Origin of the sequence: Novosphingobium sp. B1, assembly GCF_900176395.1 — a bacterium.
Taxonomy (GTDB): domain Bacteria; phylum Pseudomonadota; class Alphaproteobacteria; order Sphingomonadales; family Sphingomonadaceae; genus Novosphingobium.
Genome location: NZ_FWXL01000013.1, coordinates 47,026 through 59,805 on the forward strand (window position 1 = coordinate 47,026; position 12,780 = coordinate 59,805).

Annotated in this window: 15 protein-coding genes and 1 tRNA gene; 5 read left to right on the forward strand and 11 right to left on the reverse strand. The window is 61.4% G+C overall.

From position 1 onward, the window contains the following. Window position 1 precedes the first annotated feature (1 nt). A complete protein-coding gene (locus B9A23_RS17645) occupies window positions 2–556 on the reverse strand; it encodes an RNA polymerase sigma factor (protein WP_176218042.1) in 555 nt (184 codons plus the stop codon). A gap of 100 nt (window positions 557–656) precedes the next feature. Between B9A23_RS17645 and B9A23_RS22895 the strand changes: the two genes are divergently transcribed. Together B9A23_RS22895 and B9A23_RS22380 are read left to right on the forward strand one after the other, a co-directional pair. Further along, complete coding sequence (locus B9A23_RS22895) at window positions 657–809, forward strand: hypothetical protein (RefSeq protein WP_176218043.1); 153 nt, start codon at window positions 657–659, stop codon at window positions 807–809. Window positions 810–1,131: 322 nt separating this feature from the next. Further along, on the forward strand, window positions 1,132–1,383 hold the full coding sequence (locus tag B9A23_RS22380) for a DUF5818 domain-containing protein (RefSeq protein WP_139797535.1): 252 nt from the start codon (window positions 1,132–1,134) through the stop codon (window positions 1,381–1,383). 74 nt (window positions 1,384–1,457) lie between these two features. Here the strand turns inward: B9A23_RS22380 and B9A23_RS17650 are convergent, their stop codons facing one another. Together B9A23_RS17650 and B9A23_RS17655 are read right to left on the reverse strand one after the other, a co-directional pair. After that, on the reverse strand, window positions 1,458–2,747 hold the full coding sequence (locus B9A23_RS17650; protein ID WP_084280390.1) for a tyrosine-type recombinase/integrase: 1,290 nt from the start codon (window positions 2,745–2,747) through the stop codon (window positions 1,458–1,460). A 156-nt stretch (window positions 2,748–2,903) separates the two neighbouring features. Further along, window positions 2,904–2,993: transfer RNA gene (locus B9A23_RS17655), tRNA-Ser, on the reverse strand. A gap of 179 nt (window positions 2,994–3,172) precedes the next feature. Between B9A23_RS17655 and hspQ the strand changes: the two genes are divergently transcribed. Continuing rightward, the gene (gene hspQ / locus B9A23_RS17660; protein ID WP_084280392.1) at window positions 3,173–3,553 is read left to right on the forward strand and encodes a heat shock protein HspQ; all 381 of its coding nucleotides are present in this window, start codon (window positions 3,173–3,175) and stop codon (window positions 3,551–3,553) included. Between the two features lie 49 nt (window positions 3,554–3,602). Here hspQ and B9A23_RS17665 read toward each other — a convergent pair whose 3' ends face one another. Then, window positions 3,603–4,481: an ABC transporter permease gene (locus B9A23_RS17665; RefSeq protein ID WP_084280440.1), complete on the reverse strand. Its 879-nt coding sequence runs from the start codon at window positions 4,479–4,481 to the stop codon at window positions 3,603–3,605. An 80-nt stretch (window positions 4,482–4,561) separates the two neighbouring features. On the opposite strand from B9A23_RS17665, the gene B9A23_RS17670 reads away from it, so the two are divergent. Both B9A23_RS17670 and B9A23_RS17675 read left to right on the forward strand, forming a co-directional pair. Continuing rightward, on the forward strand, window positions 4,562–5,272 hold the full coding sequence (locus B9A23_RS17670; protein WP_084280393.1) for a GcrA family cell cycle regulator: 711 nt from the start codon (window positions 4,562–4,564) through the stop codon (window positions 5,270–5,272). Window positions 5,273–5,363: 91 nt separating this feature from the next. Then, complete coding sequence (locus B9A23_RS17675) at window positions 5,364–6,530, forward strand: GGDEF domain-containing protein (RefSeq protein ID WP_084280395.1); 1,167 nt, start codon at window positions 5,364–5,366, stop codon at window positions 6,528–6,530. Window positions 6,531–6,593: 63 nt separating this feature from the next. Here the strand turns inward: B9A23_RS17675 and B9A23_RS17680 are convergent, their stop codons facing one another. From B9A23_RS17680 to B9A23_RS17710, 7 genes are all read right to left on the reverse strand, one after another. Next, complete coding sequence (locus tag B9A23_RS17680) at window positions 6,594–6,812, reverse strand: hypothetical protein (protein WP_368655944.1); 219 nt, start codon at window positions 6,810–6,812, stop codon at window positions 6,594–6,596. Window positions 6,813–7,241: 429 nt separating this feature from the next. Then, the gene (gene pnp / locus B9A23_RS17685; protein ID WP_084280397.1) at window positions 7,242–9,560 is read right to left on the reverse strand and encodes a polyribonucleotide nucleotidyltransferase; all 2,319 of its coding nucleotides are present in this window, start codon (window positions 9,558–9,560) and stop codon (window positions 7,242–7,244) included. Window positions 9,561–9,722: 162 nt separating this feature from the next. After that, on the reverse strand, window positions 9,723–9,992 hold the full coding sequence (gene rpsO, locus B9A23_RS17690) for a 30S ribosomal protein S15 (RefSeq protein ID WP_039337765.1): 270 nt from the start codon (window positions 9,990–9,992) through the stop codon (window positions 9,723–9,725). 5 nt (window positions 9,993–9,997) lie between these two features. Next, a complete protein-coding gene (truB, locus tag B9A23_RS17695; RefSeq protein ID WP_084280398.1) occupies window positions 9,998–10,909 on the reverse strand; it encodes a tRNA pseudouridine(55) synthase TruB in 912 nt (303 codons plus the stop codon). A 2-nt stretch (window positions 10,910–10,911) separates the two neighbouring features. Continuing rightward, the gene (locus B9A23_RS17700) at window positions 10,912–11,619 is read right to left on the reverse strand and encodes a site-2 protease family protein (protein WP_084280400.1); all 708 of its coding nucleotides are present in this window, start codon (window positions 11,617–11,619) and stop codon (window positions 10,912–10,914) included. Continuing rightward, window positions 11,616–12,167: a GNAT family N-acetyltransferase gene (locus B9A23_RS17705; protein ID WP_084280401.1), complete on the reverse strand. Its 552-nt coding sequence runs from the start codon at window positions 12,165–12,167 to the stop codon at window positions 11,616–11,618. The genes B9A23_RS17700 and B9A23_RS17705 overlap by 4 nt, the downstream gene beginning before the upstream one ends. Next, complete coding sequence (locus tag B9A23_RS17710; protein ID WP_084280402.1) at window positions 12,164–12,742, reverse strand: thymidine kinase; 579 nt, start codon at window positions 12,740–12,742, stop codon at window positions 12,164–12,166. Before B9A23_RS17710 ends, B9A23_RS17705 begins: the two co-directional genes overlap by 4 nt. Window positions 12,743–12,780: the final 38 nt, after the last annotated feature.

Sequence of the window (12,780 nt, forward strand, 5' to 3'; positions counted from 1 at the left end):
GTCAATCCTCGGCGAGATGCCGCGCCAGGGCCTTGAGCGCCCTGCTCATCTGTTTCTCCACGCCCCGCACGCTCAACCCCGTCTGTTCAGCGATCTCGGCATAGCTATAGCCATCGAGCCGACGGGCAAGGAAGATGTTTCGCGTGAGCGGCTTGAGACGGAAAAGTGCCTGTTCTAGTCGGGCAAGGCGATCGCGCGCTTCGAGTTGTGCCTGCAGATCGCATCCTGGATGAATGTCCTCGAACGGCTCGTGGCTGTAACGGTGCTGGCGCAACTCCTGCCTGATCAGGTCCTTGCGCGCGTTGTCTGCCGCAACCCGCACATAGCCGGAGAGGTTCTCGATCTGACGCTGGCGGCTTGTCATCAGGCGCACGAACACCTGCTGGACGAGATCCTCCGCTTGGGTCAATCCGGTCTTGCGAGCAAGCTTGCGCAGCAGCGAGGGGCGGGAACGGCGGAACTCAGCCTCGATCGCCGCCACGTCGTGTGGAAGCGCTTGTTCGGTGTTCTGGCCATGGCTGTCATGACCTGCCTGTGCTGCAAGAGGTTTCGTCAATCGCCAAGCCCCAGCCCGCGAGGCATTCCGGTGGTTGGCCGGATCCTGAGAACACGTCTGGAGACATGCGCCTTTGCCTTTGGCCCCGAAGGACTTGGACATGGACAAGGGCGATCCGGCCGCACGCGACGGCAGAAACGGGAAAGCTACCAGAGCAAGGTTCTCAGGCCTCGACGCAGCAAATCTTTGCTACGCCATTGAAAACTATGACAGTGCGGTTTCGATTGCAACGACAAAGCTTCTCTTGAGATGACATTGGATACGGTAGCGTTGCGCCCCCCAGCGGTGTCGCCGTTGGACGAAATCGGCTGCAAACTCTTTTGGCAGGGTTAGTGACGGAAGTGCGTGGACGATGTTGTTGACGTTGCCGCAACAACAATCGCTAATTGTCGGAGGGCCGATAGCGTGACGCCCCTTTGTCGCAGCGGTCTTGGCGCAATCTCTCTAACCGAAACCAAGGCCAGATCAGTTTGCGACTGTCCATCTGGCTCCTGCGTCTTACATTCCACGCCTAAGCCGGATAGATGCCCACAGAGCGTTCGATTGGTACACGCGGACACTAGGGTTTGGTTTGCATGGACGTAGTGCGCAAGCGCCCACTCGCGCGCCGGGAGAGTAAGGTGACACGACGGCTTAGAGCATCAGGAATTTTGCTAGAGAGTCGTCGTGGCTGGCTATTGAAGACGGACGACGATGCCATCTGGGTCCTAGATCACGAGCACGAACAGGACTTCGCAGCAAATCTTAGGGTGATCGTCGAAGGGCAGATCTTCGGTCTAGATCGCTTGCGCGTTGATTGGATCGGCCCGCAAGAAGAAGTTTCCTGACCTGCAGGCCTACGCGCTAAAAAAAACAGCGCTTTAGACAATACGCACCAAACGCCATCCAGGTCGCACATTTGTCACCGAGATGGATATGCGAGCAACTTCGAAGGATGACAAAAATCGTTAATGAGCATTTCTGACCATGCTTCGGCAATCTCTCGTCGCCTGCTCAGATACCCGGCTCGGTTATAGACACTTTCGGAGCCGGACACACCGTCCGGCACATGAGCAAGCATGAGATCGATGACATGTCGATCGGCAGGCGTACCGTTCCTCTCTGCCCATTCGTTCATGATGGTCGAGAAGGATGCGCGCCATCCGTGCGGCACGTGGCGGCCTTGGTACCCGCAGCGATTGTAGAAGTAGCTGAGGGTGTTTTCACTCATAGGTTTTCGGGTATTCCGGTTGGTCGGAAAAACCAGTGGTCCGTCACCCGAAACAGAATGAGCTGCCTGAAGGACCGCTACCGCTGCTTTTCCGAGAGGAACGATATGGTCATATGCCATGTCCCCCTTTAGCTCGGTAACCAGCTTCATCCGTGCTGCCGGGACGCGCCAAATTGCGTCCGGGTGAACTGTCTCTGCATCGTACCAGTCAATGCCTTCAAGCTCGGACCAAGGCATGCTGCGGATCATGCCAGGTCTTTGCGCCGTGAGGGCAAGAAAGCGCGATGCGAGCTTCGTGAGCGCCGAGGCAGGCTCTACCTCTGTCTTACGGATCATATCATGAAGCTCGGCGAGAGTTAAGAGAGCAGGCCGCTTCCGCGATCGTGGCACTGGCTTCAACGCTTTGGCAACAATCGCGGCCGGGTCGCGATTGGAGGCTCCCTCCGCAATCGAGTGAACGAAAACAGCGGACATGCGCTGCCTCACGCGATGTGCAGTCTCGATTGCGCCACGCTTTTCAATTTTTCGAAGTACTGCGAGTACAAGCGGTTCATCGATCTGCGTGACGGGTACATTGCCGAGCCACGGGAACACCTCCTTTTCAAGGCTGGTGATGACATCCTTGGCATGTACTGCTGTCCAGCGCTTCTCCTGCAACCCAAACCACGTTCGGGCCATCGCCTCAAATGTGTTCGCCGCTGCTGCCGCATTTCGAAGAGCTTGCTTTTTCGCTTCCAGACCCGGGTCTCTGCCTTCTCTGAGAAGCTTTCTAGCGTCAGCTTTGCGATCTCGCGCCTGGGCTAAAGTGACCTCTGGATAAGGGCCAAATACCAATCGCCGCTCTTTGCCCGCAAAACGATACTTCAAACGCCAACTTTTGTGGCCCGATTTCGATACGAAAAGGTAGAGCCCCTCCGAATCCGCAAGCTTGTAATCACGGTCTTTAGGCTTCGCGTTGCGAACTGCCATATCGTTGAGCATGGATGCCCCCAAATCTGATTTTCGCTGCCCCCAAAATGCCCCCATTTCTCTCTGGAGGCATACGGAAGCATTAGAACAAACAGGGAACTGTATAGCTCAAAAAGCGCCGAAAATCAACATTTTCTGGGGTTTAGCGGAAGCTTGTAGACAGGTGGCTGGCGGAGAGGGTGGGATTCGAACCCACGGTACGGTTGCCCGTACACCGCATTTCGAGTGCGGCGCATTCGACCACTCTGCCACCTCTCCATGGTGCCAATTCTGGGAGGCCACAAGGGCTTGTCCCGGTCGAGGAAGCGCGCCGTTAGCGCATGGCTTCGGGCTTGCCAAGAGAAAAGCGGAAAGGTTTTTTCCACAGGCAGTGCAGGAAACACCCTTTCTTCGCGCCCCGCTTGTTTGCACCGCAGCGAAACCCTATATCCAGACGCATGGATCGAGCGAGTTTCTTTTCGCCTCAGGCTGGACGCGATGTCACAGCCCCACCCGTATCTACCGCGCGTTTCTCGATCGGTGATGTCGTGAGGCATCGCATGTTCGGATTTCGTGGCGTGATCTTCGATATCGACCCGGTCTTCGCCAACAGCGAAGAATGGTACGAATCCATCCCCGAACATGTCCGCCCTGCCCGTGACCAGCCGTTCTACCATCTTCTCGCCGAGAATGATGAAAGCAGTTACGTTGCCTACGTCAGCCAGCAGAACCTGCAGCACGATGCCGAAGCCGGGCCGGTTGACCATCCCTCGCTTGACGAGATGTTCGAGGGCTTCCGCAACGGTCGTTACCGGTTGCGACGCAGCCTTTCGCACTGATCTTCGCCAACATGGGCAGGCGGCATCTGCCGTTGCCCACGCCGCAAAGTCAGTTCTTCAGCTTCCAGCCTGACCGCAGTACGGCATAGAGCGCGGCGGCGATCGCAAGATTGAGCAATCCAAGTCCGATGGCTCCGTGCAACACGGCCTGGTTGGTATCGCCAATGTCGCTTTGCCCCAGAAATCCGAAGCGAAAGCCCGAAATCACATAGAAGATCGGATTGAGGCGGCTGACAGCCTGGAACGCGGGCGCAAGGTTGTCGATGACGTAGAAGGTTCCCGAGAGCATCGACAGGGGCGTGATCACGAAGTTCGTCACCGCTGCGTTGTGGTCGAACTTTTCTGCCCAGATCGAGGTCAGCACGCCGATCAGAGCGAGCAGAATGGAACCCATCAATCCGAACCACACCACAGCCCAAGGGTGGGCCACGGCCAGCGAGACATCGGGCCACAGCAACATGGCCCACGCAACTGCCAACCCTACCAGCACCGCCCGCGTCACGGCCGCGCCCACAAGTGCGGCCATCAGTTCACCGGTCGAGATCGGCGGCATCAGGTAGTCGACGATAGTCCCCTGGATCTTGCCACCAAGCAGGCTGAAGCTCGAATTGGCAAAGGCATTGTTGATCATGCCCATCGCGATCAGGCCTGGCGCGACGAAACTTGCAAAGTTGACGCCGAGCACGATTCGCTGTCCGTTGGCACCTCCGCCAAGGGCAAGCGTGAAAATCATCAGATACAGCAGCGTGGTGACTGCTGGTGCCCAGATCGTCTGGGTCTGCACCTTGAAGAAACGTCGGACCTCCTTCATATAGAGGGTCCACAAGCCCAGCCTGTTGAAGCCGCTGAACATCGGCTGCCCGGGCGGGGTAAAGGTTCCGGCGTTGCGGGTATTTGCCCCGTCACGGGGTCGCTGTTGATCGGCCATGGTCATCGCGGTATCGCGCGGGCACGTCGAAGGCAAGGATATGAACGGCCCTAGACCGGCCTTGAAGGACAAGATTAGGCATGAGTTGGACGGAAGACCGGATCGAGAAGCTGACCAAGATGTGGGAAGGCGGCTCTACCGCTAGCCAGATCGCCGAGGAACTTGGCGGTGTCAGCCGCAACGCGGTGATCGGCAAAGCCCATCGCCTTGGGCTCAAGGCGCGGCCCTCCCCCGTAAAGGCCAACGACAAGACCGAAACGCCGGCTCCTGCCGCTGCTGCACCACGCACCGCGAAGGTTGCCGCACCCGCGCCCGAACCGAAGGTGGCAACACCCCGCCCTGCCCCGGCCGCGCCGGCCGCAGTCGCGGCGGCGCCCGCACCCGTCCGTGCGCCTGCGCCAGCCCCTGCTGCAGATGCGGCGCAGGGTTCGGATACGCCTCCTGCAGCGCCACAGCCACGTATCGTCTCGGTTGGCCCCGGCGGCTTTCTTCGTCAGGGCCCTGGCGATCAGCAGGCACCCATTCCACCCGCACCGCCCCGCCGCCTCGTGCCGGCCCGTCCCAGCCCGGAAATCGCGGACAAGACGAGCCTGCTCGATCTCAGCGACCGTATCTGCCGCTGGCCGATGGGCCATCCGGGTGAGCCCGACTTCCATTTCTGCGGCGACAAGGTGAACCCTGGCTTTCCCTATTGCGTAGAGCACTGCGGCCGTGCCTATCAGGCGCAGTTGCCGCGCGGCCATCGCCGCCCACCGCCCCCGATGCCGTTCGGCGGTCCTCGCGTCCGTTAAGCGGCGCGACGGGATCAGGAAGAACCCGTAGTCCAGCTTTTCTGCAAACCCGCGTGGTTAACACCGCGCGGGTTTTGCCGTTCTTGACGGCATGACTCCCGATTCCTCCCCTCGCGGATCGCGTTCCCGGCTGCTGAAGTGGCTGGGTATCGCCGGCGACGACGAGCCAACGGACGACATTGCTGCAGCAGACCCGAGCCTGTTCCGTGACCCGACTGCGCGCGATATCTGGCTGCCGGCCAAGCGCAGGCTGCTTGGCAAGGTCGCGGATTTCCTGATCGACCATGATCTCGAGGTCATGCCCTGGACCATGGAGATCGCCTACGATTGCGTGAGCGGGGCCAAGCCGAAACTTGCGCAGATGATCCTGGAGCGTACCGAGGCTGGCCAGGCCATCACGATAAACTGGCTCGAAAAGGTCATGCGCGAGGAAAAGGGCGACAGTTCAGCCGAACTGCTGGCCGCCCTGATGTCGCGCCTCGAAGGCACGCTTGAAGAATTCAGCAATGCCACCACCAATGCCCGCTCGGCGACGACCGAATACGGTGCGGCGCTGCAACAGCATGTTGATGAGCTGGAACAGGTTGGTCGTGCCGGCGCGGTCATTTCCGAGCTCGCGGCTCTGGCCAAGGCCATGATGCAACGCACACGCGAGATCGAGCAAAACCTGACCCAATCGGAACGCCGGGCGATGGAACTGCAGAGCAGCCTCGAAGAAGCGCGCCGGGTGGCCGACGAGGACCACCTGACCGGCCTTCCCAATCGCCGCGCGTTCGAAACCCTGTTCGAACGGGAATATGTCTCTGCCAGGGCCGCGGGCGAACCGCTCTGCATCGCCTTTTGCGACATCGACAATTTCAAGCGCATCAACGACAGTCACGGCCATGCCGCCGGCGATCGCGTGCTCAAGGTCGTGGCCGATACGCTCAGCCAGATCTCGGATGCTCGCTGCCATGTCGCGCGGCACGGTGGCGAGGAGTTTGCCGTGCTCTTTCGCGCCCTCACGCCGCAGAAAGCATGGGACCGGCTCGATCAGGCGCGCCAGTCCATCGCCGACCGCCGCCTCGTCAACCGCGCCACCGACATGCCTTTCGGGCGGGTGACGTTCTCGGGCGGGATCGCAGACGTCTTTGCCTACGGCACACGCAGCGATGCCCTGCGCGCAGCAGACGATGCGCTTTATGCTGCCAAGCAATCCGGACGGAATTGCATCGTTGTGGCGGGAGATACTCCGCCCTCGCTCAGGGACGCAGCCTGAACCCGGGGCGGTCTAGCTGGGGCGGCAGGTCGCCTCCCAGACCCGCCCCGCTCCCGCCCCGGCTTAGCCGTACTGCGAGTTCTGGCTGCGCTGGAAGGCAAACCGGGGCACGCGGCCTTCGATCATGTTTCCCTTCAGCACGACGCGCATCTCGTCGGCGCCTTCCTCGCGCGTGCAGACCAATCGCGTACCGCCTGATGGAAGGACTTCCAGCGCACTGATCGACACGCCCGACTTCTCGCAAAGTGCGCGAACGCGGGCTTCGTTGAGCGTTGTGTTCATGGCTCGGCTCATGCTGCATACTCCGATAGGGCCACGGCAGATGCCGCAGCATGGTTGCTCAGTTGCGCCCGCACGGCAACGGATGCACATTCGAGACGCTGTAATGTCGATGGGGTCATGGCGCCTGCCGCTGCGAGATCGCGCGGGGTCGTCAAACGCCTGGTGTGGTGTTGGTGGTGATCGCGATCCATGCCCGGCTCCACTGAGTAAGCGGGAGCGCACAGGTCTCTCAGCCGATGATGCCTACCATTGGTCACCTCACCGATGGATCGGCAGTGAACCCTTTGCCATGCAATAGCAAACGCAAAGCGCGTCAATCATGCAATTGAAGCGTCATTTGCATTGGGCAGCGAACAGTCTTCGCGTTGCATACGAAAAAGGCCCCACCATGCGGTGGAGCCCCTTTCTGTCTGGCCTGCAGGCCGTTCCTCAGTCGTCGGACTTGAGGAACGCCGGCATGTGATCCGGAGCTGGACCATCTTCACGGTCACGGCGCGGACCACGATCACCGCGACCTTCGCCGCCTTCACGACGGGGGCCACGGTCGCCACGGCCACCACGGTCATTGCCGCGCGGACCACGACGGTCGCCGCGATCACCACGATCACCGCGCGGTTCACGCGGTTCGCGGGGCGGACGGGTGTCTTCCAGCTCGCCACCGGTTTCCTGGTCGACGACGCGCATCGACAGGCGAACCTTGCCGCGCTGGTCGATCTCGAGGACCTTGACGTAGACGTCCTGGCCTTCCTTGACGACATCGGTCGGCTTTTCCACGCGCTCGTTCTTCATTTCCGAGACGTGGACGAGACCGTCCTTGCCACCCATGAAGTTCACGAAGGCACCGAAGTCGACGATGTTGACGACCTTGCCCTTGTAGACCTTGCCGACTTCCGCTTCCTCGACGATGCCGAGGATCCAGTTCTTGGCGGCTTCGATCTGGGTCAGGTCCGAGGACGAGATCTTGATCAGGCCTTCGTCGTCGATGTCGACCTTCGCGCCGGTGGTGGCGACGATCTCGCGGATCACCTTGCCGCCGGTGCCGATGACGTCACGGATCTTCGACTTGTCGATCTGCAGCGTCTCGATGCGCGGAGCGTGTGCCGAAAGCTCGGTACGTGCCTCGCCCAGCGCCTTGGTCATTTCACCAAGGATGTGCGCGCGGCCTTCCGAGGCCTGACGCAGTGCAACTTCAAAGATCTCGCGCGTGATGCCCGCCACCTTGATGTCCATCTGCATCGTGGTGATGCCTTCAGACGTGCCGGCCACCTTGAAGTCCATGTCGCCGAGGTGATCCTCGTCGCCAAGGATGTCGGACAGGACGGCGAACTTGTCGCCTTCAAGGATGAGGCCCATGGCGATGCCCGAAACCGGACGCTTCACCGGAACGCCCGCGTCCATCATCGAAAGGCAGCCGCCGCAGACGGTCGCCATCGAGGACGAACCGTTCGACTCGGTGATGTCCGAGAGGATGCGGATCGTGTAAGGGAACTCTTCCTTGGTCGGCAGCACCGGGTGCAGCGCGCGCCATGCCAGCTTGCCATGGCCCACTTCGCGACGGCCCGGAGCGCCGAAGCGGCCAACTTCGCCAACCGAGTACGGCGGGAAGTTGTAGTGGAGCATGAAGTTTTCATAGCGCAGGCCTTCGAGGCCATCGATCATCTGCTCGGCGTCCTTGGTGCCGAGCGTGGTCGTGCAGATCGCCTGCGTTTCACCGCGGGTGAACAGCGACGAACCATGCGTGCGCGGCAGGAAACCGACGATCGCTTCGATCGGGCGGACCTGCGTGGTCGTGCGGCCGTCGATGCGCTGGCCATCCTTGAGGATCGCGCCACGGACGATGTCGGCTTCCACCTTCTTCATCGTCTTCATCGCGACCATCTGGGTCTGCGCGCCCTCTTCCGCGAACGCCGCCTTCGCCTTGGCGCGGGCTTCGTTCAGGGCGTTCGAGCGGGCCGACTTGTCGGTCAGCTTGTAGGCAGCGGCAACGTCCTTGCCGACCAGGTCCTTGAGCTTCTTCTTGATGTCGGCAGTGTTGTCCGACAGGTCGATGTCCCAGGGGTCCTTGGCAGCCTTCTCGGCCAGCTCGATGATCGCGCCGATGACCTTCTTGATCTCGTCATGCGCGAACAGCACGGCGCCGAGCATTTCGTCTTCGCTCAGTTCCTTGGCTTCCGATTCCACCATCATCACGGCGGTGTCGGTTGCGGCAACCACGAGGTCGAGGCGACCGTCGGCCAGAGCCACGTCCTGCTTCGGGTTGAGGACGTATTCGCCCTCGACGAAGCCGACGCGTGCAGCCGCGATCGGGCCCATGAAGGGAACGCCCGAGATGGTCAGCGCAGCCGAAGCTGCAATCATCGCGACGATATCGGGTTCGGTCTCACCGTCATAGCTCAGAACCTGGGCGATGACGTTGATTTCGTTGTAGAAACCTTCCGGGAACAGCGGACGGACCGGACGGTCGATCAGGCGGGAAACCAGCGTTTCCTTTTCCGTCGCGCCGCGTTCGCGCTTGAAGAAGCCGCCGGGAATGCGGCCGGCAGCCGAATACTTTTCCTGGTAGTGGACGGTCAGCGGGAAGAAGTCCTGGCCTTCCTTGACCGACTTTGCCGCGGTAACCGCGCAAAGGACCACAGTTTCGCCGTAAGTGGCGAGGACCGCGCCGTCAGCCTGACGGGCAATGCGGCCGGTTTCGAGGGTGAGGGTCTTTCCGCCCCACTCCAGCGATACGGTTTTGACGTCGAACATTTTACATCCTTCAGCCCGTGCGCCCTATTGCGAACGGGGTTTGCTGCCGGGGAATGCCGTCCCGGTCCGGTGTGGGGCCGTTTTGTCGCGCCCCGAAGGCGACCCACCGAATTGCGGGTGCGCCTTAAAGCAAAAGCGGCCCGCTTGGGGCCGCTCCGCTGGTTACTTGCGAAGACCGAGCTTCTGGATCAGGTCGTTGTAACGACCCACGTCCTTCTTCTTCAGGTAGTCGAGCAGCGAACGACGCTTGTTGACCATCATCAGCAGGCCGCGACGCGAGTGGTTGTCCTTGTGGTTGGACTTGAAATGCTCGGTCAGCGTCTGGATGCGGCTGGTCAGGATCGCGACCTGGACTTCCGGCGAGCCGGTGTCGCCTTCGGCGCGAGCGTGTGCGGCAATGACTTCCTGCTTCTTTTCTGCGGTAATCGACATGTACTCTACTCCGCGACATCCTTCAGATTGAAACCCCTCTGGACCTTCAGGCTTCCGCCCGAAAGCTCCACCAGCGCGACCGGCACATTGCCAAGCCTCGCCCAGTAAAGCCCGTCCTCGAAGGGCAATCCCGCCAGAACGCGGCCCTGACGGACCGCCCTTGCCTGCTCGGGATCGAGGGAGAGAGCCGGGATGTCGACCAGCCCTGCCTCCAGCGGCAAGAGTATGTGTTCAAGGGGCGCGCCTTGGCCGACCTCGTTCAATTTGTCCAGCGAAATCGCCTGTCCAATGTCGAACGGCCCGGCCTTCAGGCGGCGCAGCATCGTCACATGCCCCACGATGCCAAGCGCGCGCGCAATGTCGCGGGCCAGACTGCGGATGTACGTTCCTTTCGATACATGGGCAGTCAGGGTCAGTTCTTCAACCCGTGCCCTGTCCGTCACTGGCTCGGCAACCAGCGAATGGATCGTGACATTGCGCGACTTTAGCTCGAACGCCTCGCCCTTGCGCGCAAGGTCATAGGCCCGTTCACCATCGATCATCAGCGCGGAATAGGCGGGCGGCACCTGCGCAATCGGCCCGGTAAAGCGCGGCAGCAAGGCCTCGATCGCCTCCCACGACGGCCGGGCATCGCTCGTGGCCACCACCTTGCCTTCAAGATCGAGCGTATCGGTCTCCGCCCCGAAGCGGACGGTGAAGGCATAGACCTTGCTCGCATCGAGCATCCGCCCGCACAGCTTGGTCGCCTCGCCCACGGCTATCGGCAGCACGCCGGTCGCCAGCGGATCGAGCGTGCCACCATGCCCTACCTTGCACTTGCCATATCCCGCGGCCCGCAAGTTGCGCTTCACCGCCGCCACGCCCTGCGTCGAGCCGAGTTCGAGCGGCTTGTCGAGAATGATCCAGCCATCGACCATGGTCAGATCGGCTCAGGCCCGGCGACCAGACTGGCAAGGGCAGCAAGCTGTTGCCCCATCCACTCGACCGGCGGCCCGATCAGCCGCTGCACCAGATACAGATCGGGCGCGAAGTAGGGAAGAATGACCAGCAGCCCGAACACGAGGATCAAGCCAAAGGGCTCAAGCCGTGCGTATCCTCGCGCCAACGGAGCTGGCAACGCCCCCATAACGATGCGCGATCCGTCGAACGGCGGGATCGGCAGCAGGTTGAACGCGCCTAGGAATAGGTTCACCAGCAGGAAATTGCGCAAGTTGTCCGAAAGGAACAGCGCGCCCAGTCCCGGCTCTCCCATTCTGTCCGTGGCCCGCACAAGCAGGCCAAGGCCGATGGCGGCAATGGCCGCCAGAACGAAATTCGTCACCGGTCCTGCCGCTGCCACCAGCATCATGCCCACGCGCGGGTTGCGCAGGCGGCCGAAGTTTACTGGTACAGGCTTGGCCCAGCCAAACACCGGAGCGCCACTCAGCTTCAGCAAACCGGGAAGGATGATCGTCCCGAACGGATCGACATGGCGAAACGGATTAAGGCTCAACCGCTTCTGTTCGGCAGCCGTAGGATCACCCAGGGCGCGCGCCACCCACCCGTGCGCCACTTCGTGGAACACGATCGCCAGGATCATTGGAATTGCGATCGTGGCAATCTGCCAGACCAGACCTTCGGGGTTCATTTCGTCTTGCTCATCCAATCGTCACGCAGAATCGAGAAGAGCACGGTGTCGCGTACTCTTCCTGTCCAGGTGCGGCGTTCATGCCGCATCACGCCCTCCTGCACTCCGCCAACCTTCCTGACCGCAGCCTGACTGCGCAAGTTGACGGCATCAACCTTGAACGCCACGCGCTCCAGCCCGCAGGCAAAGGCATGGTCGATCATCAGCGTCTTCAACCGGCCATTCAGCCCGCTGCCGCGCACGGCGGGCACTATATAACTGTTGCCTATCTCCACCGACCAGCCGGGTGCGCCATGCTCGATCCACGCCGTCATGCCCACCAAGGCGTCACTCTGATAGACTGCATAAGGCCGGCGCTGCGGCGCAGAATTCAGCAGACTGTCAAACTGCGGATCGAACGCCTCGCCGCCATAGCTGAATGGATAGATTTCCCATATTTCGTCATCCTGCGCACACGCCTGCCGCAGGCCCTCGCGATGGTCCTCTCGCAGCAGTTCGAGCTGCAAGTCGCCGTCTGCCAGCGGCACATAAAGCCCGTCCCGGCTCATGATTCCATCGCCTCCGAAAAGTGCCGCCGGCACAGCGCGACATAGCGGTCATTCCCGCCGATTTCGGTTTGCGCCCCTGCACGCACCGCCGCGCCGCTTTCTTCGACGCGCAAGTTCATCGTCGCCTTGCGCCCGCAGTGGCAAACCGCCTTCAGCTCCACCAGCGAGTCCGCGATGCCCAGCAATGCCGCCGCGCCCTCGAACAACTCGCCCTGAAAGTCCGTTCGCAACCCATAGCACAGCACCGGAATGCCCGCCTCGTCAGCGATCCGCGCCAGCTGCCACACCTGCGCTTTCGACAGGAACTGCGCCTCATCGACCAGCACGCACGACAGCGGCTGTACCACATGGGCAGCTTTCACCGCCGCCCACAGGTCGGTAGCGTGCCCGAAACGGTGAGCCTCGGCGTGAAGACCGATGCGGCTTTCGATGGCGCGTTCACCACCGCGATCATCCAGCGCCGCAGTCCACAGCATCGTCGCCATACGCCGCTCGCGGTAGTTGAAGTCCGCTTGCAGAAGGTTGGTCGATTTGCCGGCGTTCATGCTGGCGTAGTAGAAGTAGAGCTTGGCCATTGCGCACAGCCATAAGCCCGGCTTGCCGGATTGCCAGA

Bases quoted from the DNA above. Each gene is read 5' to 3' on its own strand.
- B9A23_RS17705 (WP_084280401.1), bottom strand. From the start codon at position 12,167: ATGAGCCGGGACGGGCTTTATGTGCCGCTGGCAGACGGCGACTTGCAG.
- B9A23_RS22895 (WP_176218043.1), top strand. From the start codon at position 657: ATGGACAAGGGCGATCCGGCCGCACGCGACGGCAGAAACGGGAAAGCT.
- B9A23_RS17700 (WP_084280400.1), bottom strand. From the start codon at position 11,619: ATGAACCCCGAAGGTCTGGTCTGGCAGATTGCCACGATCGCAATTCCA.
- B9A23_RS17665 (WP_084280440.1), bottom strand. From the start codon at position 4,481: ATGGCCGATCAACAGCGACCCCGTGACGGGGCAAATACCCGCAACGCC.
- B9A23_RS17680 (WP_368655944.1), bottom strand. From the start codon at position 6,812: ATGAACACAACGCTCAACGAAGCCCGCGTTCGCGCACTTTGCGAGAAG.
- hspQ (WP_084280392.1), top strand. From the start codon at position 3,173: ATGGATCGAGCGAGTTTCTTTTCGCCTCAGGCTGGACGCGATGTCACA.
- B9A23_RS17670 (WP_084280393.1), top strand. From the start codon at position 4,562: ATGAGTTGGACGGAAGACCGGATCGAGAAGCTGACCAAGATGTGGGAA.
- pnp (WP_084280397.1), bottom strand. From the start codon at position 9,560: ATGTTCGACGTCAAAACCGTATCGCTGGAGTGGGGCGGAAAGACCCTC.
- B9A23_RS17710 (WP_084280402.1), bottom strand. From the start codon at position 12,742: ATGGCCAAGCTCTACTTCTACTACGCCAGCATGAACGCCGGCAAATCG.
- rpsO (WP_039337765.1), bottom strand. From the start codon at position 9,992: ATGTCGATTACCGCAGAAAAGAAGCAGGAAGTCATTGCCGCACACGCT.
- B9A23_RS17650 (WP_084280390.1), bottom strand. From the start codon at position 2,747: ATGCTCAACGATATGGCAGTTCGCAACGCGAAGCCTAAAGACCGTGAT.
- B9A23_RS22380 (WP_139797535.1), top strand. From the start codon at position 1,132: ATGGACGTAGTGCGCAAGCGCCCACTCGCGCGCCGGGAGAGTAAGGTG.
- B9A23_RS17675 (WP_084280395.1), top strand. From the start codon at position 5,364: ATGACTCCCGATTCCTCCCCTCGCGGATCGCGTTCCCGGCTGCTGAAG.
- truB (WP_084280398.1), bottom strand. From the start codon at position 10,909: ATGGTCGATGGCTGGATCATTCTCGACAAGCCGCTCGAACTCGGCTCG.